Here is a 21446-nt window from a genome sequence, read left to right on the forward strand (position 1 = left end):
TCAGGCTTTGATGCAGCCATTTCCATCAACATAGTTAAGTACTGAGTGGTTATAAAAACTTATTAATAGCTTCAATTATATGCATAAACGAAAATTGCCATAAAAACAGCCCAGGTAAATGTCAAAATAAATGTAAGCTGGTAAAGATTGAGTGTCTTTTCCATCCACACCATATTTTCTTTGGGTTGTTGCTGTACAAAATCATAGGCCTTAGCGCTGACATTTTCCGTTTTAGAAAAGCGCATTTTCCGCCCCTTTCTGAGATTCATGAAAAATGCTATTTTTTGATAGTTAGCATAAAAACCCAAATGATTTGCAACTTTCGTCGTCAAATCTAATTGCAATCCAGCACTCTGATAACGATTGATAAAATCCTGATACGCTTTTTTATTAATTCTAAAGAACCACGCAGCGTAGACATGCAGAAGAATAACCAACACAGATAAAATTAAACTGCCATACATAAAAAATTCATACAAACTCATAAAATTTTATCCATCAAAATACCTGCCCCTTTTTCACCCAACTTAGCAGAGCCATAACCGCCTACAGCGGATCCGACTATTCCACAAGCTAACGCACCTATGCCTCCGGTTGCAACTCCCAGTGCTACGCATGCAGATGTTGCGAGGGTTGCAGATGCCGCCCCCCCTAAGATAGCTGCAGTCGTGCTTGCTGCAAACTTAGAATACTCTTTAACCGCCACTTTAGAGCATTCACCTTCTCTTTCTTTCGTACAGCTGTGATAAACCTCATTAGTTGTATTCATAGCACTAAATCCTATCGAAACCCATCCACCCATTTTCATAAATTTTGCAGCTCTGGCTGCACCATCTACATAGGTCGAGTAACCCCGTATTGTGGCGGTTCCCGCAGTTTCCCAGTCATGAATGATTGAGGAACTGGAAAGGTTCAATGCATGTTTGATCTTGTCATAGGGTCGCAGGTTTAAAACGAGTCGGGATAAACGGTTCAACAGCAATTCAAGTTCACCAAACAACCGTCGGCGCTCGATAAAAAACTGTTGCCCAAACAATGTTCCTGATGTCAGGTATTGGTTACGGTAGGCGGTTTCAATAGCAACGAGTTTCTTGCCAATTTCGTTAAAATATTTTTCTCCCGCATCGCTTATAAGACCTGAGGCTTTATCCATAAAATTGGTAATGGCAGCAATGGAAGCATAATGGCGGTTGAAGAAATCAGCCTCATCAACGGTCAAATGAGTGACACTATTATTGGTTCTGGATTTAGCCTCTTCCAGAGTGCGCATGGCTGCAGGATGATTGTTACCATTCGGATCGGCAACTATCAAAATCTGACCTGGTTTAGCCCATGCAACATCGGCATTTAATTGCAAAAAGTAGTCTGCGGCAGACATATTGCGCGTGCCATAGAGCCACATTGCCTGCTCAGTCAGTCTTCCCGGACGCTGGACAACGCAAAACCCAGGCTCAATTGGATTTCTTTCAGCCATAACAACCTCCTTTTGCAATTAAATGTTTGAAACGTATAACTACTGCATCCATATCGTTCGATGTTCATGAAAATACGCCCCCTGTCCGGAGGCGTATTTTATTACGCTTCTTTGTTGCCTTTGATGTCCCAGCCGGCGCTGCTCTCTGCGCCTTTGCCGCCGGAAGAACTCTGCTCCCAGTACTGCTGCTTCACTTTAGAAGCCTGGAAGGAGTAGGTCATTCCAAGGGTATCGCCGTTGTCGGAGCCATTGTAATTCACAGCGGTCACCAGAACGTCTTCCAGGGTAATGCGTGCATACTCAACCTGAGAGCCACCTGCTTTACAGATTGAGAGTTCAACTTTAGCGAGGTGTTTACCGCTTGCGCAGTTCTTCAGCAACGCCGTGGTGGATTTGTCGATCAGTGCATTGACGTGCAGGTCGTTGAAGTTAACCTTACCGGCGCCGCCGCCGCCGCCAACAGACATATTACCCGGCTGAGAAGCACCCCATGAGAAAGAGGTGATATCAGTCCAGCCAGAGTGGTTAGAGTCTTTAGACTCGCCGGTGACTCCGTCAACCTTCATAAACATATCAATAGCCATTATCTTTCACTCTTTATTGGTTGAGATTATTGCTTTCAAAAAAAGCAAGGATATGGCAAAAAGAAAAGCATGGGGCTGAATAAAACAGTCCATATTTTACCTTTGCCTTGCTTCTGAAATATCGTCATAAACCATATTTCAGACGTCGTATTGCCAGTTATTTAACCAGGCAAAAATCAGTATGCGTTTTTCATGGCGAGCCCAATATCGATAACCTGATACCCTGCTGCATCCCGCGCTTTCAGGTGGTCATTTCATAGACATAATCCTGGCCGATAGTTTATAGTAGGCAGGCGCTTAAAAAGTTCACAGAAGGAATGAACATGAAAAAGATCATCTCACTTTTCCTGATAGTCGTGTTGTCGCTGCTCTCTCTTTACGCCATCGCTGATATTATTGGTTCGATATATCTGATTGCTCGCTATGAAGAATTCACTCTCTCTTCTTCCGGTCTCATTGCCGGTAAAATTCTCTTTACCGCTGTCTGCCTGGCCTTTGTTTTTATTTTAATTAAAATAGCGCGCAGAAAGCCGGTTAATTAATTTGCTTCAACTTTTCTGCTACGGCATAAAGCGATATTGACGCCATCCATAGAAACATTAACCAAAACTGCGTTAACAATCTTTCCTCGCACTATAATACTCCAGTGAGAAAAGCTAAGAACCTGCACAGGTTATTAAAATAAGAGAAGAAATAAATACCAGAAGATAATGCAGCAGGTGCAGAGCTGACTTTTTAAGCATCCTGTCATCCTCCCTGACTTTTACCCCAGCAACCTTTCTATCAGGCATCAGGCGCAAAACCCTTTCGCGCCTGATAACCCTGCGAATCAGCCCTTACGCATTATCATTTTTCAGCGACGGCAGCTTAGAGACCAGACGCAGAGAAACCGTCAGACCTTCCAGCTGGTAGTGCGGACGCAGGAAGAATTTCGCGGAGTAATAGCCAGGATTATCCTCCTGCTCTTCCACATTCACCTCGGCAGCCGCCAGCGGCTTGCGTGACTTGGTCTCCTGCGAGGAGTTAGCCGGATCGCCATCGACATAGTTCATCACCCAGTCGTTCAGCCAGCGTTCCATTTCATCACGCTCCCGGAAAGAGCCGATCTTGTCGCGCACGATGCACTTCAGGTAGTGCGCGAAACGGCAGCAGGCGAACAGGTAAGGAAGACGCGCGGCCAGACGGGCATTGGCGGTGGCATCAGCGTCGTGATATTCCATCGGCTTCTGCAGTGACTGCGCACCAATAAAGGCAGCGAAGTCAGAGTTTTTGCGATGTACCAGCGGCATAAAGCCATTTTTCGCCAGTTCGGCTTCACGACGATCGCTGATGGCGATTTCGGTCGGGCACTTCATATCCACGCCGCCGTCATCGCTCGGGAAGGTGTGGCACGGCAGATTTTCCACTGCCCCACCCGACTCCACGCCGCGGATTGCGGTGCACCAGCCATACTCTTTGAAGGAGCGGTTGATGTTGGCGGCCATCGCGTAAGCCGCATTGCTCCACGTATAGTTGCCATGATCCGAACCGTCGGTCTGCTCTTCAAAGTCAAAGCTGTCGACCGGATTAGTACGGATGCCGTAAGGCAGACGCGCCAGGAAGCGCGGCATCACCAGGCCCAGATAGCGTGCATCTTCCGACTCACGCAGGCTGCGCCAGGCAGCATACTCGGTGTTCTGGAAGATTTTGGTGAGATCGCGTGGATTCGCCAGCTCCTGCCAGGACTCCATCTGCATCACTTCGGGCGCGGTGCCGGTGATAAACGGACAGTGCGCGGCTGAGCCGATACGCGCCATCTCACCCAGCAGCTCAACATCCTGCGGGCTGTGGTCGAAGTAGTAGTCGCCCACCAGGCAGCCAAACGGCTCGCCGCCGAACTGACCATACTCCTGCTCATAAATTTTCTTGAACAGCGGGCTCTGATCCCAGCCGGCACCCTTGTAACGCTTCAGAGTGCGACCCAGCTCCTGCTTGGAGATGCTCATAAAGCGGATTTTGAGCATCTCGTCAGTTTCAGTGTTGTTCACCAGATAGCTCAGGCCGCGCCAGGCGCTCTCCAGCGACTGAAACTCCGGATGGTGAATAATCTGGTTCACCTGCTGCGACAGCTTTTCGTCGATCTCCGCGATCAGCGCCTGAATGGTGCGATAGGCATCGCTGGAGACGGTAACGGTGTTCTCCAGCGCCTGCTGTGCCAGGGTTTTCACCGCGCTTTCGACCGCGGCACGCGCCTGATCGCTTTTTGGCCGGAACTCTTTATTCAGCAGCGCGCTGAACTCATCCTGACTGAAACTGGCTGCGCCCTGCGACTGCGGTTGTTGTGAAGTCTGCGTCATGCCTGCGGCTCCTTACCTTCAGTGGCCTCATCCTGCTTTGGCAGATGGGTCAGCGCCTGCAACAGCGTAGGATCCTGCAGCACCTTACCAATCAGCTCTTCCGCACCGTTTTTGCCATCCATATAGGTCAGCAGGTTCGCCAGCTGGGTTCGCGCTTCCAGCAGTTTGCTCAGCGGCTCCACGTTGCGGGCCACCGCGTCCGGCGAAAAGTCATCCATGCTGTCAAAGGTCAGATCGATGTTCAGCTTGCCTTCGCCATTCAGGGTATTGTCTACCTGGAACGCGGCGCGCGGCTTCAGTGCTTTCATGCGCTCATCGAAGTTGTCGATGTCGATTTCCATGAATTTACGGTCATCAATGCCTGGCTGTGGCTCCAGCGGTTTACCCACCAGATCCGCCAGCACGCCCATTACAAACGGGAGCTGGATTTTGCGTTCCGCGCCATAAATTTCCACGTCATATTCAATCTGAACGCGAGGCGCGCGATTGCGGGCAATGAACTTCTGCCCACTGGATTTGCTTGTTGCCATGGTTTTCTCCATACATGATGCGCGGATAAAGTGTCACAGCAGGCGCGCAGGTCCCGCTGAGTGTGTGTGCGTCACGCCTGCTTAATCGCGACGTCCGAAAATGGTTTCCAGCTGATGTACGCCGTCGGGTGCCAGTTCGCGGATGATCTCCAGAAAGTCGCGCTCGATTAAGCGCTGTACACGGTCGATCATCAGCGGGGCCGGATGACTCGGCTCATGCTGGGTGAAGTAGAGCTTCACTTTCTCCAGCATCAGCTGCGCGTCGGCGCGGGAACTGATCTGCACCGTGCGCCAGTCAGCGGCAGCGCGCGGGCTGGCTGGTGCAGGCGATGCCGCTGTTTCTGCGGGCTGTTCCACGGCGGCTGTGGGGATCAGCGCATTGAGATCGGTGGCCTGGCAACGTTCAGCGATCAGCGCAATCTGTCTGCGCAGCTGTGTGAGCTCCGGCACCGCGGCTTCGCCCAGTCGTTCGGTCACGGTTTCGCAGATGGTCTGCAGCCGCTCATGAATCTGCAGCACCGCCTCAATACCAGGCTGGTCGCCGCGCGCCAGTTCGTCGATCAGACGCGGCAGGCCGCCAGGATAGTCCGCGACTTCGGTTTTACTGCCGTCGCACAGGGCGGCCGCATCGCGCAGCGTGATGCCGTCAGAGGGATAGCGCAGCAGCCAGCACTGACGCACCGCGCCGCTCAGATCAGTTTTGTCACCCAGCAACGCCAGCGCATTAATGCGGTAGAAGGGATCCTGCTCGCCGAACTCCTCCAGCCGGGGCCACAGCGGCTCCCAGTAGAGCAACAACGCCTGTTCAATCAGCTTCAGGCCCTGGGCATAGCCCGGCAGCCCTTTCAGTTCGGTCCAGGCGTGGGTCAGCGCCAGCATTACCCGCAAATCTTTGCTGCGCGCCAGCAGCGCTATCGCCAGCTTCTCGACTCTGTTCCAGTCGGCCGGTTCTGCCGGAATGATAGTATTGCCAAACTGCTGCTCCGCTTTACCGGCGCTGGCCTGCTCCATCGCCTGAAAATCAGCGTGGTACTCCAGGTTATCGCCGCCGGGATTGTCCTCGCTGACCGGAGCCAGCAGAGCCTCTGTATTCATCGTCATGCGTGTCGCCTCAGGATTCAAACATCGGGGGATAAAGTCCGTTTCGTCCCGGCTTTGCCCCACCGGCCGGATCAAACAGCAATGAAAAGAGCTGGGCGGTAAAATTACCGCTGTGAACCTGGGTATAAAGCGGGAAACCGTCGCTTTGATTGGTCCACCAGAAACTGGTGTAGAACTGCGGGTCGAAGTTCTCGCCCGGCAGTGTCCAGTTCAGTGTCGAAGGGGTATCGCCATGCCCGATGACGTTGAGAATGTCTGACGTCTCGTCCGACTCCTGCGGCGGCTGCGGCTGAGGAATGCTGATCAGCGCCTGATCCAGCTGCTCCGGTGACCCGCCGCCCTGCACCACCCGCAACAGCGTATTGCCCACCTGCTGATACCACTCGCCGGAGCGCGCCAGCAGGGCTGGCGACCACTCGGCGGGCGTGAAGTGGCGCAGTGCGCAGAGTGGGTAGTTACGGCCCACGCTGTCACGCGCGGCAATCAGGCAGCCCATCTGAATCAGCTGACTGCCCAGCATCGGCGGCACCACAAAATTCCAGACCGGCGCGTTGAGGAACGGGCGCGACGGGGCGTTATCACTCTCCTGACTGCTCTGCCAGTGATGCAGGCCCACCTGAAACCAGCTGGACCATTGGCGATAGAGCACGTCCGGGAAGCGGCGCTTCACAAAGTCACCCGCGCTGGGCACTTTGCCGTACCAGCAGGGTGCAGCGTAATGAGTCATTGTCGGGTCCTGTTTCAGGGGCAGCTAAAGCCGGGAAGCTGGAACGGGTTACGAATGCTGCCAGGGGTGAACGACAGCGTGACCTGATGACCGTCCACGCTGAAACTCGCTTCGCGGGTCAGACCGCCTGCCGCTGTCAGCCGGGCGCGGTCAAAGAAGCGATTGAGCGCCCAGGGACCGCTGGTGACCAGCGTGGAGGTAGTGCCGTTGGTCAGACCCAGCTGCATCCGCACCTGGCTGGTGCCGCCGGGGCCGGGCCAGCTGACCATCTGCACCGCCTGCGGTCCGTGGCTGTAGCGTAAAATCTGCCCATCCACATCCAGCGTCAGGTTAAGGATGTCGTTATCCATTTTTACCGTGCGCAGCGTGACGCGGAAGCCGGGCGTGGTCGCACCATTGGCAAAGAAGGCATCGCGGATTGACTGCGCCTGCTGGAAGGGCCGCAGCAGGGCTTCGCCACCCGGCAGGGTTTTACCGTCAATGCCCGGCGTAAAGCGCCACGCCGCGTTGGTGGTGTCGACTTTGCTGGCCAGGTTGTCGCGGAAGAAGCTGTCCATCATGCCGCTGCCGGGTGCGAACATCCGCGCCAGATCGTCTGGTGTGACCTCACTGCGCGCAGAGCGAACCAGCGGATAGCGACCGGCGATCGCCTGGCGGCAGAAACTGCCCACTTCCATGGTGATGCGTTTGCGGACGTTATCCATATCGCGGCGCTGTGCGTCGCTGCTGGCACCCACCGCCATGCTGGAAACCATGTTCTGCAATGAACCCGGCAGACGGCCGGCACTGGCCTGCAGACGACTGATGGCATCGCTGGCCGGGGGCGGCATCCCGCTGTTCGCCGCATCCTGCACGGCGGTGAGGTAGCGATAGAGATCGTCAATCTGATGCAGGAAATCATCCACCGCCAGCACCTTACTGCCCTGCTGTAACGGCTGAGCCAGCTCCAGAACCGGCGCAAAATGCACGGCAACCGCCTGTTCCGGAGACGCCTGCGCTGCCGCCTGTCCACGCGCCGCAGCCGCTTCGGGTGAGGTAAACAGCGCTTCAAGGGTGCGGGTGGCGCTGTTATCCGACGGCTTTGCTGCCTGCGCGGTTTTCTCATCCGGTTGCGCCCGGTTCAGCGTCAGCAGACCACCGAGATTGATCACCAGCTGGCGCAGCGGCGAATGGTTGCCCGACAGCAAACGGGCGGTGTTGATGCGTTGCGAGAGATCGGCGCTGCTGTTGAGCTGAATGTCGCTGAGGAACTGCTCCCACTGCCGGATATAGTCCTGCACGTAGAGCTGGCGCACCGCAAGATCCGTCTGCTCACTTTTCTGCTGCGGCGCCGCGCCGCCCAGCACCCAGAGATCGTCCTGATACAACGCCTGGGTCACCGGGGCAATCTGCTTATCCACGTGCTGCCAGTAGCCATCCGGCGTATAGAGACCCGCCACACCGTCATTGACCGATTTACCGCTTTTGCGGGAAAACACCAGCTCGCTCTGGGGACCACCCAGCGCCGCCAGCGTCACCGGCTGCAGGCTGTCATCGCGTTGCAGCAGGCGCTTCAGCCGTCCATAGACGCGCTGTGACAGCGGCATCTGATTAATCAGCGCCTGCTCGCGCTTTACCAGCGCTTCATCCTTCGCATACGGCGACGAGTGAATCTGCGTCTCCAGCAACTGTTGCAGGTGCCACGCCAGCTGTTTCACCTGCTGCTGGGTAACGTTCTGCGGCAGTTCGCGTGACAGGTTGAGCATCAGCCACGCCTGCAGGAATTTGCCATCATAGTGCTTTGGCTGGTAGAGCATCTGATACGCTTTCAGCGCTTCATAGCTGTAGTCAGCATCACTGCCGTTGTCATTACGCAGCCAGCGGGTGATGTTCTGCGCCACCTGCGGCAACAGCAGCTGTTTCAGTGCCTTGTCGTAGAGCGCACGGGTGGCATCGCTGACCTCGGTGCCGCGATAAAGCCCCATGCGGCGCGTCAGCGGCGGTGCTTCCAGTGAGAAGTCGGCGCTCTCCGGCAGGTGCAACAGAGTGTTGAGATAAGGCACCAGCGCAAAGAGATCGCCATTGACCTGCTGCTGAAGCTGATCGCCCAGTTGTTCAACCTGCGGCGCTTTAGCGGCCATCTCCTGCAGATAGGCTTTGTTTTTACTGTAGCTGGTGAGCCACAGCGCCCCGGCCACCAGCAATATCAGCAGCAGCGCCAGATAACCCGACCAGAGCCCGGCGCGGTTGCGCAGCTCCCACCAGCGGTTGCTGCCCGCCAGACCGGACTCCTGGAAAATCACATTTTCCAGTACCCCTTTCAGAAAGAAGCTCTGCCCTTTGTTCTGCGGGATGGGCGACTCTTTATCAACCTTATCCCAGCTTCCTGACTCGCCAGCCTGCTGCCCCGGCAGATTCAGTGCGCGGTTCAGCTCGCCCATCACCCGGTCAAACGGCAGTCCCTCCTGGGTGCCGCTGGCAAAGTAGATACCGCGCGGTGCGAACTGGGTTTCAAAATCTGAGCGGGCAAACAACGTGTCGAGCGCGTCTGCCAGCAACGGTCGCAGCGCCGCAAACTCCTGCGGGAAGAGATAGCTCTCTGCCCGCGCCTGCGCGTCGCTTTCCGTCAGCAGCCGATCGGCCAGTCCGGCATCCAGACGCTGTTGCAGCAGGGAATACTCCTGCTGGAACTGGTTATTAAGTTCGAAATCGGCGGCGGACGCCTTCGCCCAGGGAAAGGTGAATCCCCAGATTTGTTCACGCTGCGCTTTATCCAGCGAGGCAAAGTAGCTGCGGAACCCTTTGAGCAAGTCCGCTTTAGTGACCAGCACATAGACCGGGAAACGGATGCCGAGACGATCGTGCAGCTCCATTAACCGCTGACGCAGGGCCAGCGCCTGATTACGCAGCGCCTCGGGCGACTGCGACAGCAGGTCGGAAACGCTCAGCGTGACGATCACGCCGTTGATCGGTTGACGTCCGCGATATTTACGCAGCAGGTCGAGAAAATGATGCCATTCGCTGGCATCACGCTCCTGCTGACTCTCCTGGGTACTGTAGCGCCCGGCGGTATCGAGCAGCACCGCGTCATTGGTGAACCACCAGTCGCAGTTGCGGGTGCCGCCAATGCCGCGCAGCGCCGACTTGCCGAATTTATCTGCCAGCGGAAACTGCAGCCCCGAGTTGACCAGCGCGGTGGTTTTACCGGCACCGGGCGCGCCAATGATCATGTACCACGGCAGCTGATAGAGATACTGACGGCCAAAGCGCTGTGCCCAGAACGGCGTGCCCTTGCTGCTGTGGCGCTGGAAGTGCGCCTTTTTCAGCATGTCAGTGGCTTCAGAGAAACGCCCTGCCAGCACCTGCTCTTCACTGGTCAGGCGCTGACGATCGGCTTCCGGCGCATCGCTTTTGCCGGTTTCGAGGCTCGACATCAGCTTGCGATTGAGCCAGATGTTATAGAGCCGCGGAATCGCCTGGCCTAAGCCCCACACCAGATAGAGCAGCGCGATACTGATAATGCGGTTCTGCTCCGGCTCAAGCGGGCGCGAATCGACGATTGAGAACACCGGGCCAATCACCCAGATGATAAAAGAGAGCGCGGTAATGCCGACAAAGCCCCACGCGAGGCGGCTGGTCAGCACCGCAAACAGAATATTCAGCATGGATCAGTTCCCTCTCGCCAGGCCGTTGAGTTCGGCATGCGTCGCATCCGGTGCCACCAGCAGGGTAATTTCAACACGACGATTACGTGCGCGATTTTCTGCGCTGTTATTAGGCACCAGCGGATTGCTTTCACCGCGCCCTTCCGCTTTCACCCGTGACGGCTGCGCCAGCTGCTGTTGCAACAGGGTCTGTACTGACCGGGCACGCGCCAGCGAAAGCTCAAAGTTGGAGGCGAAGCGGGCACTGCGGATCGGCACGTTATCGCTGTAGCCAATCACCTGAATCTGGCCGCTGACATTGTTCATGGCAGCAGCGATGCGCTGGATTACGTCGGTGTAACGTCCACGTACTTCGGTGGCCGCCGAGGCAAACAGTCCGTCCCCTTTCAGCGTCACCACGCTGCGGTCCGCTTCGTCACGCACCGCTACCAGCCCGGCATCAATTTCCGGTTTCAGGAAAGCGCGCAGATTCAGCGTGGCGGGTGGTGGTGGCGCAGGGTTGCCGATCTTCACTTCCGGCAGCGCCGTCTGATAGATACGGGCCAGTACCGGCGAGGTGTAATCGCCGAGACGCCAGTTGAGCACGATATAGAACAGGCAGGCCGCCAGCCCCGCCACCGCCGCACAGGCCCACAGCGGGATCATTGGCCGCCACAATTTGCGCAGGACCGGCTGATCGGTGGGATGCGGAGACAGCGCCGCTGCATAATTGCCACGCACGCTTTTGATCATCTGCAGCAGGCGCTGTTTGATGGTCTCCAGCTGCGAGCGACCGTTGTCCAGCACCCGGTAGCGTCCTTCGAACCCCAGCAGCAGGCAGAAGTAGATCAACTCCAGCATCAGAATGTGGCGCCTGGGGTTCTGCGACAGCTTAGCCAGCAGCTGGAAAAACTTTTCGCCGCCCCAGGTTTCATTGTGAAAGGTGACCAGCAGACCATTGCTGGTCCAGACGCCGCGGCTGCCCCACGGCGTCAGCGCCGCCGCCTCATCCAGCGCGGTACAGAGACAGTATCGTGCGCCGATGATCACTTCATAGCCCAGGCCTGACTGCTGGCAGCTCAGCTCGAAGCGCCGAATCTGATCGATCAGCTGCTGACGCAGCTGCGCCGGGTCTTCATGTGATACCGAGTGACGGATCTGAGGAATGGCGTTAATCAGGGGGTTGGCCGCCGCGACCAGCACATTCTGATGGCTGGCCTCCGGCGCAAGATCGCTGTGTGATTTTTGTTGTTCCTGCATCATGCTGCGTGCTCAGTTTATGATTCTGACTGACTACGAATGGCCCAGAACTCCATGTTCAGACCTGGAAACTCACCGGCAAGATGCAGCGCAAAAGCGCCCGAGCGCTCCATCTCTTTCCATAGCTCGCTGTTCTTATCCAGTTCGAAATAGCTGTATCCGGCATGCCACGGGATCTGCGGCGGCGCGCCGGGCATCGCCCGAAGTGCCAGACCGGGCAATTGCAACTGCACCAGATCGCGAATTTTGCTGACCGGGGCGACTTTCATCTGCGCCGGGAAGTGGGTTTTGAGGGTGTCGGCTGGCACGCTGGCTTTCACCGCCAGCACAAAGCCAAACTCATGCACCATACTGCTCTCCGGCACGGTCGCGACGTTAAGACCGTGCGAACGCTGAATCAGCGGCAGCTGAATCGCGCTCTCTTCCATCACCTGGGACAGCCCCTGACGCAGCAGTAGTGACAGGCGGCTAAAACAGCTGTGCAGATCGTCATGATCATAGAGCGGCAGGCCATCGGGCGCGCGGGCTGGCGTCCAGGTACTGAGCTCCGCCGCCAGTTGCAGCCAGTGGCTGTAGAGCGTTTCAGGATGCAGCAGCGGCAGATGTTGCAGATGAGTGTGCAGGCCAAGCTGACGATTGAGCAGCGCCAGCAGCATAAAATCGACCATATCCGCGCTGTTGAAACGACCGGTGCCCGGCGCACGCTGACTCAGCTGCTGGCTGCGTTGCTGGATCAGCCCGTGCAGATCGTTGAACATGTTTTGCAGCGGACGGCTGCTGTTAAGCGTCAGCATCGGCGGGATGTAGTCGCTGTCGAGCCGGATATGGTTGTCGCTGCGTTTTTCAATCACCTGAGCCACGCCCATGGCGGTCCACTCGGCGGTCAGATCCTGTTCCAGCATCAGCCGCAGACGCAGTTTGCCGAACTGCACCGTGGCGCTGCCCACGGCCTGGGCATTGTCATCTTCCACTTCCGCTTCCCAGGCGAGGTAGCGAGCCAGAGAATCCTGCGACTCCTGAAAGGCCACCGCTTCGCGGCCATTGCGGCGTGCCGGAATGGCCAGCACCACTTTGCTGCGGTCAACGGAGGCAGGCAGATCAAGCGGGGCCGGACCGTGCTGTGGCTGGCTGAAGGCAAAAAACGTGCCGTCAGGCAGACAACCGCTGGCGGCGCTCAGCGCCAGTTTCCCCTGGCGCAGCAGCGCTTCATCGAACTCCAGATCGTAAAAACCCCAGGTATAGGCGCGCTGCGACTGGCCCCACTCACGCAGGGTGCTGAGAAGATAATTTTCTGACTGCTGGAAATGGTGAGGACGCAGAAACATCCCCTCGGTCCAGACCACCTTTTCGGCTCTGTTCATAGACATCACTGTTTTTCCACGCGAAGGCCGTTAATCCCCGCCACAATGCGCGCATTCAGCTCACCATCGTCACGCTTCCAGAACGCCCAGAATGAGGGTGATTCGCCTTCGGGAACCGGCAGCGACAGTCGCCAGACCTTGCCATCCAGCGCCTGATATTCCGCCATGATGCCGATGAAGCGCGCCTCGGGCAGACTCTTAATCCGCAGCGTTTTATGGGGCTGAGTGGAAGTCAGGAAGAACTGTTGCGTATTGAGTTGCGCATTACCCAGCGCGCTAGCGGACTGGTTTTGCAGGGAGTAGAAGTCAGCCGACATAAATTCCGCATCGGAGGTCAGTAATACCACCCGGATTTTCAGCGGCGCACCGCCGTTAACCTGGTTTTGCGCCTGAACGTCCAGGTTGTACCAGGCAACGGGCTGTGGAGTGCTGCTGCACGCGGTCATCAGCCACGTCAGCAGCACTATCAGCGCCCCACGCCATTGCGTTGTTGTCATTATCCCGCCCTCCCTGCTTAGTGCGATTAGTTAATAATCCAGGTTCCGTTAGTGCTGTTCTGGCAGGCGGTGCTGTCACCGTTTACCGCAACACAGGTTTTCTTCTTGCTGCTGCGCACCCGGCGCTTCGGCTGGTCAGCCTTGATCGTCTGATCGTAAAGCTCGCTTTTCACCACGGCGCGAAACGGCACATAGCCGGTCAGCTGAACGGTTGCCTGCGGTGCTGCGGAGGACGCTGACTCTTTAACGGCACTGCTGGCTTTACCCGGTTCAGGTTCTGCTGACGCCTGAGCGGGTTCACCCAGCGCCAGCCAGTTGTTCTCTACCTGACCAATCACGGTGTAGCTTTCGCCGGTTTTCAGCGTCTCCACCACCTTGCCGCCAAAACTCGGATGGCTCATCACTGAAGCGGGATAGAGCGCACGGTAGGTTTCATTGACCGGGCTGAACTGCGCAGGCGGTTTAACCGCATAACGGTGACTGATCACCACGCCATCCACGGTGCTGGTGACCAGCGTGTCATCCGTCATTTTTGGCGGCGTTTTACAACCCGCGACAGAAAAAACAAACATCAGGCCTAACGCAATACGGAGCTTCACCATTTTTTTCATGTTGTGTTCCATTCATATCCTGGAGAGTGGCCAGAGGCCGGTTGTCAGTAATGAAAATCGGGGATGTGGTGCTGAGAGAGCGCCACTTAGTGCCAGCCTAAAAGAAAAACCTTAAGCAAATAGCGTTAAAGTGCCATGGCGTGGCACGTTAACAGATCAACTAACGTTAACTATTAAAAAGCAACTCTGGCGACCGGGACGGGCGCAGGGAGAAATCTGAGCTGGCGATAAATGATCAGAAACATGATCTATTTTTTTCCGTCAGATTGGATGAGGCAGGCAAAACCCAAGCTTTACTTATGCCATCCCTGGCCGAAAAACGGACATATTGACTCAGATTTACACTTGTGACGCTATTCGCTGACAAAAGAAAAAAGCGCAGCGCATAGACTGATTTTCCTGTTTTTACGATCACATTCAGTAAGTTACAAGATGTGTATAAGCTCATAGCTACCGCACGAGCCAGGTATATCCTGCCCGTAGGTATAAAATCACAATTCCTTTGTAAACATAAGCTGCGAGTTTACAGAAGATTGACAAAATTTCAACGGGCCACTTTCATAAGATTTTACTTAAGTAAAGTTTAAGTAATTTACTTAGTGCAAATATGTGTTACTTTTAATCACTCGCTTAGGATTATTCTTAACAAGATGAGCAACTATGAAGTATTCTTACACAGAAACCAGATCCCCCTGTAGTCAGCATTAAAAAAACTCATGTAAAAAATGGCGCTGTTTCACCAGGCCATAATGAAGGTTAACGGCGAGGTGACCGTAATACGTGGCAGTTTTTAGCGTAAAAAACAGTGAGATAATGCTTACAAATCAGCAAGTTGATTCAATATGGGACGGTTCAGAAAGGGCTGAGGATGAGGTGGTCGTGAAGCGAGGTAAGCGAAGCGCAAAACGGCCCGGCGTCGCTTTAAGAAAGGACTGATTAATTGTTCTTTATCGGCATTGCAGCTATCGCCACGCTTCTGATGCTTCTCAGCATGCCTGGCTATGTGGAGCAAAAAAAACCACGCCATAGCGTGGTTCTGGGAGAAGAGTGCAGAGTTAACCTGGCAGGTTGCGGGCCAGAACTAGAAGAAGCCCAGCGGCTCGATACTGTAGCTGACCAGCAGGTTTTTAGTCTGCTGATAGTGATCCAGCATCATTTTGTGAGTCTCACGCCCGATACCCGACTTCTTATAACCGCCAAAGGCGGCGTGCGCCGGATAGAGGTGATAACAGTTGGTCCAGACGCGCCCGGCTTTAATCGCCCTGCCCACACGGTAAGCACGGTTGATATCGCGGGTCCAGACGCCAGCACCTAACCCATAGATGGAGTCGTTGGCGATACTGATTGCTTCTGCCTCATCTTTAAAGGTGGTGATGCCAATGACCGGGCCAAAGATCTCCTCCTGGAAAACGCGCATGCTGTTGTTGCCTTTCAGCAGTGTCGGCTGAATGTAGTAGCCGCTGTTAAGTGAGTCATCCAGCTTCTCTACACCACCGCCCACCAGCACTTCCGCGCCCTCCTGTCGGGCAACCTCAAGATAAGAGAGAATTTTATCGAACTGCTGCTGCGACGCCTGCGCGCCCACCATGGTTTCGGTATCCAGCGGATCGCCACGTTTGATGGTTTTTACCCGCTTCATCACGGCCGCCATAAAGGGTTCGTAGATCGACTCCTGTACCAGCGCACGCGACGGACAGGTACAGACTTCGCCCTGATTCAGGAAGCCCAGCACCACGCCTTCGGCGGCTTTCTCTATAAAGCTCTCCTCCGCCTGCATGATGTCTTCAAAGAAGATGTTAGGTGATTTACCGCCCAGCTCGACGGTCGAGGGGATCAGGCTTTTTGCTGCCAGCTCCAGAATATGACCGCCGGTTGCGGTAGAGCCGGTGAAGGCTACCTTGGCGATGCCGGAATGGGAGGCGAGCGCTTCACCCGCCTCTTTGCCGAACCCATGCACCACGTTCAGCACGCCCGGCGGCAGCAGATCTTTAATCAGATCGACAAAAACGGTGATCGACAGCGGGGTCTGCTCAGCCGGTTTCAGCACCACACAGTTACCCGCGCCCAGCGCCGGAGCCAGTTTCCACGCCGCCATTAATAGCGGAAAGTTCCATGGAATGATCTGCGCTACCACGCCCAGCGGCTCATGGAAATGATAGGCGGCGGTAAACTCATCAATCTCGGCGGCACTGCCCTCCTGCGCCCGGACACAACCGGCAAAGTAACGGAAGTGATCGACGGCCAGCGGCATATCGGCCGCCAGGGTTTCGCGTACCGGTTTACCGTTATCCCAGGTTTCATAGACCGCCATCGTCTCCAGATGCTGTTCCAGCCGATCGGCGATTTTCAGTAACAGCAGCGAGCGTTGTTGCGGCGAGGTCTTGCCCCAGGCTTCCGCCGCCGCTGCCGCAGCAGCCACTGCGTTATCAACATCGGCAACGTCTGAGCGCGGAAACTCACCGGCCGCAGAGCCGTTCACCGGGGAGGTATTGGTGAAGTAGTTGCCGTTCACCGGCGCGACGAATTCACCATTAATGAAGTTGCCATAATTCTTTTGTAGGGTAATCAGAGAACCCTGTTCTCCGGGGGCGGCATAACGCATGATCATTCTCCTGACAGGTGACTGATGTAACAATGATGAAACTTATTATTAACATGAAGCATCATCAAGAGCCTGTCAGTTCTGTTAACCGGAAACTGTGACCGCCCCGAAGGAATGGGTGTTTACGCTTCGTCTTTAGATAATTCCGACTTTTACCCAAAAGGCTGGTCAGAGAGAAACTTGTGCGGCACAAAGGGGTCAACGTGAGGATGAATTCATTCTGGAGATGAGCATGCTGGCTTCAGCTTTTACCCTGATGCGCGCTAAAGCCAATTTCGTGCATCAGTTTATCCGCAACCCGCGCAAGATGGGCAGCATTACGCCCTCGTCAGAGGCGCTGTGCCGCACCATGATTACGTCGGTGGAATGGCCTGAAAAGTTACGTATTGCCGAACTCGGCGCGGGCGACGGTGTACTGACGCGGCAGATACTGGCGCAGATGTCACCCGATGCCACGCTGGATGCCTTTGAGATCAGCAGCACGCTGGCCGATAAGCTTAATGCGCTGAACGATCCGCGCATGACGGTGCGCACCTGTTCAGCGGAGTACCTGAGCGGAGAATATGACGTGATCTTCTCTGGCCTGCCGCTGCTCTCCTTACCCACTGAATTGCGTGAGGCGATTCTGCGTGCGGTGTATAACGCCCTCGGGCCCAACGGCGTCTTTGTACAGTTCCAGTATACCTCGCTGACTCAGCCAGACCTGTCGCGCTACTTCACCTGGGAGCGCCAGCGGGTGATGAAAAACGTGCCACCCGCCTGGGTCTATCGCTGCACGCGTCACTACGCACCCTGAGCTTGCGCCATTGCAGGGCGCGTTTGTTGCCAGAACGCCACCAGCAACTCACGCGCCCAGTCTTTCCCCTCCATCTCGTTTGCCCCATCTTCTGTACAGCCCCTGGGCATACAAACGTTCATGATGTGCCGTGAAAATTCAGGATGAAACTGTACCGATAGCGCCTGCGGCGAATAACGGACAATCTGACAGCCATCGCGCGCAGAGGCGGCCAGCACCTGCGCCTGTTGTGGCGCACTGATTACCGACTGGCGATGTGACAGCCAGACGCTGAAGTCCTGTGGCAATTTCTTTAGTAGCGGATCGCGCTGCGCCTCCGGCATGCAGTTGATCGGTAACAGGCCACGCTCCCAGCCGTTGGGATTGTCCGCCACCTCGCCGCCCAGCGCATAGGCCATCAGCTGGTGACCGTAGCAGACCCCCAGCAACGGCAAGCCGTTATCCATCGCTGCGCGAATCCATACGGCGCTGCGTTCGCTCCAGTCAGCGTGATCGGTGACCATCGCCCAGGAACCGCTGAGGATCGCCCCGGAAATCTGGTCGAAAGCGGGTAGCGCCTCGCCCAGATGGGGCCGTACAATCAGGTATTCATCGGGTTGCAGGTTTAACGCGTCGATAAACCAGCGCGGCTGTTCACCAATCTCTGAGACGACGTTAGCAGGTGGGACTTCAAGCTGAATTAACGCAAGGGGTAAGGCGGACGTGTAGGTCATACCGAATCAGTTCCTTTAAGAAGTCGTTTCAAATCAGTCTGCCAGCAACGCGCCCGAAAGTCTCATCAGGCTGCGCCGCAATCGCAGAAAATTTCTCCCTGCGATTGGCTGCAATGCCGCAGTTCGTGCCATCATTAGCGGGCTAAGCAAAAAAACATCGAAAGGATATTATCGTGGCTGTGCGGCATTTTTTTCTGATTCTGATGGTGGTTTCAATCTGGGCCTTCAACAACGTTGCGGTGAAATGGGGCCTGCTGGAGCTTCCGCCACTTTTCCTGACGTTTATGCGCTTTGTGGTCGTCGCCATCGTACTGGTACCGTTTTGCCGGATTAACCGTCAGCAGCTACCCTGGCTGTTGCTGCTGGCTTTCACGTTCGGTTTTATGCACTTTTCGCTGCTGTTTGTCGGCCTGCGCTATACCGATGCCGGCACCGGCGCAATTGTGGTTCAGTTGGGTACACCCATTGCCATGCTGCTGGCGATGGTGGTGCTGAAAGAGAAGCTGAAGCTGGTGCAGCTGATGGGCATTATGATCTCGCTGAGCGGCGTTGTCGTGCTCTCCGGCAGCCCGACGATTCCGTCGTGGTGGGTGCTTTGTCTGTTGTTGTGCAGCGCCACCGGCTGGGCTGTCAGCAACCTGATTGTGAAAAAGTCACCGCCGATTAAACCGCTGACCATGACCGGCTGGATTGCGTTTCTGGCCATTCCTGTCGTCGGCGCATCCAGTCTGTTGATGGAATCACATCAGCTCTACGCCCTGCAAAATGCGGGCTGGCACGGCTGGTTTGCCATTCTTTACAGCGCTATCGCCTCGTCGATTGTCGCCTATACGCTGTGGTATATGCTGCTGAAGAAATATAACGTCAACCTGATCATGCCCTACTCACTGCTGACGCCGGTATTATCCGTGCTGATGGGGATTGTGGTGCTGGGCGACAGCCTCAACAGCTTCAAGATTATCGGTGCGTCGCTGGTAATCCTTGGTACCGCTATTGCCGTAATCAACCTGCGTAGCCTGCGGATGCATGCCCGCTTCCCGCGCCTGCGGCGGCGTTAATCCCGCGTGCTATGCTTGAGAAATCACCTCTCTCAGGAAGCACAACATGGACTCACCGCTTGCCGCCTCTCTCTGGCAGCAGATGCAGCAGGGATTGCGAGGTCGCGACGCCGCCTGGCCTCTCCCCGCCTTCGTTGATCGCGCCACCTTCTCTTCTGCCTTTGCCGTCAGTGAACTGGCGGCCACCAGTATCGGTCTGGCAACGCAGGCTGCTGCTGCGCTTATCGCCACATCCCGCCCTGAACTCTCTCCGCCCGTCACCGTTAACGTCCGGCTGGCGTCACGCTGGTTTCAGCAGAGCTTTCATCCGCTGAATCGCGCGGCGCCCGCGATGTGGGATGCGTTTGCCGGTGACTATCGCAGCCGGGATGGCTGGATCCGTCTGCACACCAACGCCGCACATCACCGGCTGGCGATGGAGCGGGTGCTGGGGGCGCACGCCGATCGCGCAGCACTGGCGCAGCAGGTGCAACAGTGGCAGGCCAGCGAACTGGAGCAGGCCGTTATTGATGCGGGTGGCTGTGCCGCAGAGATGCGCAGCGCCGCCGCCTGGCAGCAGCATCCGCAGGGCCTGGCCGTGCAGCGCGAACCGCTGTTTAGCTGGCAGACCACACAACAGGCAGCGGCGCCGGCGTGGCCGCTGGCCGAAGCCCGTCCTTTACTGGGCATTAAAGTACTGGATCTGACGCGGATTATTGCCGGGCCGGTCGCTACCCGTTTTCTTGCCAGCCTGGGAGCCAGCGTGCTGCGCATCGATCCGCCCGGCTGGCAGGAGCCGACGCTGGATGAAGAGATGAGCTGCGGCAAGCGACGAGCGGTGCTGGATCTGACTCAGACCGCCGATCGCGAGCAGTTTATCCACCTGCTGCGTGAAGCGGACGTGCTGGTGCATGGCTATCGGGCGGATGCGCTGGAACGGCTCGGGTTTGACGCGGAGACCCTTCAGTCACTCTCACCCGGTCTGGTTGATGCCGGCCTGAATGCCTGGGGCTGGCAGGGTCCGTGGCGCAATCGCCGGGGTTTTGACAGTCTGGTGCAGATGGGGTGCGGCATTGCTGAAAGAGGCATGCAGTGGCAGCAGAGCGATAAACCGGTCCCGCTGCCGGTGCAGGCGCTGGATCATGCCAGCGGCTATCTGCTGGCGGCGGCGGTGCTGGAGGGATTACGGCGACGCATTACTGAGGGCCACGGCAGCCAGGTCCGGCTGTCGCTGGCGCGCACCGCGTGGCTGTTGCAGCAGCATCCCACCGATCAGCGCACAGGCTCCGGCATTGCGCCGCAGGTTAAGGATAACCTGCCCTGTTACGAATTAACGCCGTGGGGGTTTGGAGTGAGGCTGCAAGCGGCCGTCTGGCTGCCCGGCACCCCACAGCTCTGTTCGACGCCAGGCTGTGCGCCGGGTACGCACCCGGCGACGTGGTGAAGCGGATGCGGCTCGCGTCTGTTTAATCCGAACCGGAACATTTTATGTCTCAGGGATGAGCATCACGGCGTGGATGTAAGCTGTTAGCGCGTCTGTCTAAACCCGCATCACCATTTCCCCTCGCTTACTGGCATCATTAGATGATTAGAAAACTCATTTGATAGCATTAGATAATAACCTTATCATTCGCCATAATTCATGAACTCCGGTCACTTACTCAATACTATGCAGTTCCGGCATAGCCTTACGCACTCACGACCTCTGCTGCGACACACAATTACCCGGATAAACTATGTCAAAACAGTACATCTATGATGAAGCAGGCAAACCCCAGTTTGTGGTCTTGCCGGTGGCGGAATATGAAAGGCTGCTCTCGGCCAGCGATGGCGAATGGGAGACTATTCCTGTGGAGGCTGACGAGCACGACGATGAGACGATCCCGCACGACGTTGCAGGGATCATGATTGAGCAGGAAGTGAGTCTCCAGGCGGCCTGGCGCATCTGGCGGGGGCTTAGCCAGCATGATGTGGCTCAGCAGTTGGGGACCACGCAAAGTGCGATCTCTCAACTGGAGCGTATTGAAAGTAAGCCGCAGAAAAAGACGCGTGAACGTCTCGCAAAACTGTATGGCTGCCGACCCGGGCAGTTAATCCTGTAAGCCGATTGAGAGGGTTCAGGTGCCCGAAAAAAAGCACGCCGTATCCAGAGAATCCCCCCCAGAACCCATTGAGAAAGATGATTCAGCACTGT

Annotated in this window: 19 protein-coding genes; 5 read left to right on the forward strand and 14 right to left on the reverse strand. The window is 56.2% G+C overall.

What is annotated here, in order from left to right:
* Positions 1-71: 71 nt before the first annotated feature.
* The 3 genes from ACXKZD_RS11515 to ACXKZD_RS11525 all read right to left on the reverse strand — a co-directional run bounded on the left by ACXKZD_RS11515 (position 72) and on the right by ACXKZD_RS11525 (position 2058).
* Positions 72-485 carry a hypothetical protein gene (locus ACXKZD_RS11515; RefSeq protein ID WP_163657358.1) on the reverse strand — a complete coding sequence of 138 codons (414 nt, stop codon included), beginning with the start codon at positions 483-485 and terminating at the stop codon, positions 72-74.
* The gene (locus tag ACXKZD_RS11520; RefSeq protein WP_488981621.1) at positions 482-1474 is read right to left on the reverse strand and encodes a hypothetical protein; all 993 of its coding nucleotides are present in this window, start codon (positions 1472-1474) and stop codon (positions 482-484) included. Before ACXKZD_RS11520 ends, ACXKZD_RS11515 begins: the two co-directional genes overlap by 4 nt.
* A 101-nt stretch (positions 1475-1575) precedes the next feature.
* Positions 1576-2058 (reverse strand): Hcp family type VI secretion system effector, encoded by a 483-nt coding sequence (locus ACXKZD_RS11525; protein ID WP_031592956.1) that lies wholly within the window; start codon positions 2056-2058, stop codon positions 1576-1578.
* Positions 2059-2381: 323 nt separating this feature from the next.
* Between ACXKZD_RS11525 and ACXKZD_RS11530 the strand changes: the two genes are divergently transcribed.
* Positions 2382-2600, forward strand: a complete 219-nt coding sequence (locus ACXKZD_RS11530; protein ID WP_187507683.1) for a hypothetical protein — start codon at positions 2382-2384, stop codon at positions 2598-2600.
* A 294-nt stretch (positions 2601-2894) separates the two neighbouring features.
* On the opposite strand, the gene tssC is transcribed toward ACXKZD_RS11530, so the two are convergent.
* The 10 genes from tssC to exaC form a co-directional block, all read right to left on the reverse strand.
* The gene (tssC, locus tag ACXKZD_RS11535; protein WP_010246111.1) at positions 2895-4394 is read right to left on the reverse strand and encodes a type VI secretion system contractile sheath large subunit; all 1500 of its coding nucleotides are present in this window, start codon (positions 4392-4394) and stop codon (positions 2895-2897) included.
* Positions 4391-4924 (reverse strand): type VI secretion system contractile sheath small subunit, encoded by a 534-nt coding sequence (tssB, locus tag ACXKZD_RS11540; protein ID WP_010246114.1) that lies wholly within the window; start codon positions 4922-4924, stop codon positions 4391-4393. Before tssB ends, tssC begins: the two co-directional genes overlap by 4 nt.
* Positions 4925-5005: 81 nt before the next feature.
* A complete protein-coding gene (gene tssA, locus ACXKZD_RS11545) occupies positions 5006-6019 on the reverse strand; it encodes a type VI secretion system protein TssA (RefSeq protein ID WP_031292999.1) in 1014 nt (337 codons plus the stop codon).
* Between the two features lie 16 nt (positions 6020-6035).
* Positions 6036-6752, reverse strand: coding sequence for a type VI secretion system-associated protein TagF (gene tagF, locus ACXKZD_RS11550; RefSeq protein ID WP_010246121.1), 717 nt, complete (start codon positions 6750-6752; stop codon positions 6036-6038).
* 14 nt (positions 6753-6766) lie between these two features.
* Positions 6767-10396, reverse strand: coding sequence for a type VI secretion system membrane subunit TssM (gene tssM / locus ACXKZD_RS11555; RefSeq protein ID WP_192072605.1), 3630 nt, complete (start codon positions 10394-10396; stop codon positions 6767-6769).
* Positions 10397-10399: 3 nt separating this feature from the next.
* A complete protein-coding gene (locus tag ACXKZD_RS11560) occupies positions 10400-11638 on the reverse strand; it encodes a DotU family type VI secretion system protein (protein ID WP_010246128.1) in 1239 nt (412 codons plus the stop codon).
* A gap of 14 nt (positions 11639-11652) precedes the next feature.
* Positions 11653-12996 (reverse strand): type VI secretion system baseplate subunit TssK, encoded by a 1344-nt coding sequence (gene tssK, locus ACXKZD_RS11565; protein ID WP_010246132.1) that lies wholly within the window; start codon positions 12994-12996, stop codon positions 11653-11655.
* A gap of 5 nt (positions 12997-13001) precedes the next feature.
* Complete coding sequence (gene tssJ, locus ACXKZD_RS11570) at positions 13002-13496, reverse strand: type VI secretion system lipoprotein TssJ (protein ID WP_033786065.1); 495 nt, start codon at positions 13494-13496, stop codon at positions 13002-13004.
* 23 nt (positions 13497-13519) lie between these two features.
* Positions 13520-14116, reverse strand: coding sequence for an SH3 domain-containing protein (locus ACXKZD_RS11575; protein ID WP_122458836.1), 597 nt, complete (start codon positions 14114-14116; stop codon positions 13520-13522).
* 1069 nt (positions 14117-15185) lie between these two features.
* Positions 15186-16706 (reverse strand): acetaldehyde dehydrogenase ExaC, encoded by a 1521-nt coding sequence (exaC, locus tag ACXKZD_RS11580; RefSeq protein WP_010669897.1) that lies wholly within the window; start codon positions 16704-16706, stop codon positions 15186-15188.
* 232 nt (positions 16707-16938) lie between these two features.
* On the opposite strand from exaC, the gene ACXKZD_RS11585 reads away from it, so the two are divergent.
* Positions 16939-17502 carry a class I SAM-dependent methyltransferase gene (locus ACXKZD_RS11585; protein ID WP_033766984.1) on the forward strand — a complete coding sequence of 188 codons (564 nt, stop codon included), beginning with the start codon at positions 16939-16941 and terminating at the stop codon, positions 17500-17502.
* On the opposite strand, the gene ACXKZD_RS11590 is transcribed toward ACXKZD_RS11585, so the two are convergent.
* Complete coding sequence (locus tag ACXKZD_RS11590; protein ID WP_060679982.1) at positions 17490-18215, reverse strand: glutamine amidotransferase; 726 nt, start codon at positions 18213-18215, stop codon at positions 17490-17492. The genes ACXKZD_RS11585 and ACXKZD_RS11590 overlap by 13 nt on opposite strands.
* A gap of 173 nt (positions 18216-18388) precedes the next feature.
* Here ACXKZD_RS11590 and ACXKZD_RS11595 point away from each other — a divergent pair, with 173 nt between their 5' ends.
* From ACXKZD_RS11595 to ACXKZD_RS11605, 3 genes are all read left to right on the forward strand, one after another.
* Positions 18389-19273 carry a DMT family transporter gene (locus ACXKZD_RS11595; RefSeq protein WP_010669895.1) on the forward strand — a complete coding sequence of 295 codons (885 nt, stop codon included), beginning with the start codon at positions 18389-18391 and terminating at the stop codon, positions 19271-19273.
* A 46-nt stretch (positions 19274-19319) separates the two neighbouring features.
* Positions 19320-20696, forward strand: coding sequence for a CoA transferase (locus ACXKZD_RS11600; protein ID WP_346443624.1), 1377 nt, complete (start codon positions 19320-19322; stop codon positions 20694-20696).
* A gap of 292 nt (positions 20697-20988) precedes the next feature.
* On the forward strand, positions 20989-21354 hold the full coding sequence (locus tag ACXKZD_RS11605; RefSeq protein ID WP_010246157.1) for a helix-turn-helix domain-containing protein: 366 nt from the start codon (positions 20989-20991) through the stop codon (positions 21352-21354).
* The last annotated feature ends 92 nt before the right edge of the window (positions 21355-21446 follow it).

It is taken from the genome of Pantoea sp. ABR1s, assembly GCF_057812235.1.

Excerpts from the sequence above, each read along its gene's own strand:
- tssK (WP_010246132.1), bottom strand. The coding sequence starts at position 12,996 with ATGAACAGAGCCGAAAAGGTGGTCTGGACCGAGGGGATGTTTCTGCGT.
- ACXKZD_RS11520 (WP_488981621.1), bottom strand. The coding sequence starts at position 1,474 with ATGGCTGAAAGAAATCCAATTGAGCCTGGGTTTTGCGTTGTCCAGCGT.
- exaC (WP_010669897.1), bottom strand. The coding sequence starts at position 16,706 with ATGCGTTATGCCGCCCCCGGAGAACAGGGTTCTCTGATTACCCTACAA.
- ACXKZD_RS11575 (WP_122458836.1), bottom strand. The coding sequence starts at position 14,116 with ATGGAACACAACATGAAAAAAATGGTGAAGCTCCGTATTGCGTTAGGC.
- ACXKZD_RS11515 (WP_163657358.1), bottom strand. The coding sequence starts at position 485 with ATGAGTTTGTATGAATTTTTTATGTATGGCAGTTTAATTTTATCTGTG.
- ACXKZD_RS11585 (WP_033766984.1), top strand. The coding sequence starts at position 16,939 with ATGCTGGCTTCAGCTTTTACCCTGATGCGCGCTAAAGCCAATTTCGTG.
- tssC (WP_010246111.1), bottom strand. The coding sequence starts at position 4,394 with ATGACGCAGACTTCACAACAACCGCAGTCGCAGGGCGCAGCCAGTTTC.
- ACXKZD_RS11525 (WP_031592956.1), bottom strand. The coding sequence starts at position 2,058 with ATGGCTATTGATATGTTTATGAAGGTTGACGGAGTCACCGGCGAGTCT.
- ACXKZD_RS11605 (WP_010246157.1), top strand. The coding sequence starts at position 20,989 with ATGTCAAAACAGTACATCTATGATGAAGCAGGCAAACCCCAGTTTGTG.
- ACXKZD_RS11560 (WP_010246128.1), bottom strand. The coding sequence starts at position 11,638 with ATGATGCAGGAACAACAAAAATCACACAGCGATCTTGCGCCGGAGGCC.
- ACXKZD_RS11530 (WP_187507683.1), top strand. The coding sequence starts at position 2,382 with ATGAAAAAGATCATCTCACTTTTCCTGATAGTCGTGTTGTCGCTGCTC.
- tagF (WP_010246121.1), bottom strand. The coding sequence starts at position 6,752 with ATGACTCATTACGCTGCACCCTGCTGGTACGGCAAAGTGCCCAGCGCG.
- ACXKZD_RS11600 (WP_346443624.1), top strand. The coding sequence starts at position 19,320 with ATGGACTCACCGCTTGCCGCCTCTCTCTGGCAGCAGATGCAGCAGGGA.
- tssM (WP_192072605.1), bottom strand. The coding sequence starts at position 10,396 with ATGCTGAATATTCTGTTTGCGGTGCTGACCAGCCGCCTCGCGTGGGGC.
- tssA (WP_031292999.1), bottom strand. The coding sequence starts at position 6,019 with ATGAATACAGAGGCTCTGCTGGCTCCGGTCAGCGAGGACAATCCCGGC.
- ACXKZD_RS11590 (WP_060679982.1), bottom strand. The coding sequence starts at position 18,215 with ATGACCTACACGTCCGCCTTACCCCTTGCGTTAATTCAGCTTGAAGTC.
- tssB (WP_010246114.1), bottom strand. The coding sequence starts at position 4,924 with ATGGCAACAAGCAAATCCAGTGGGCAGAAGTTCATTGCCCGCAATCGC.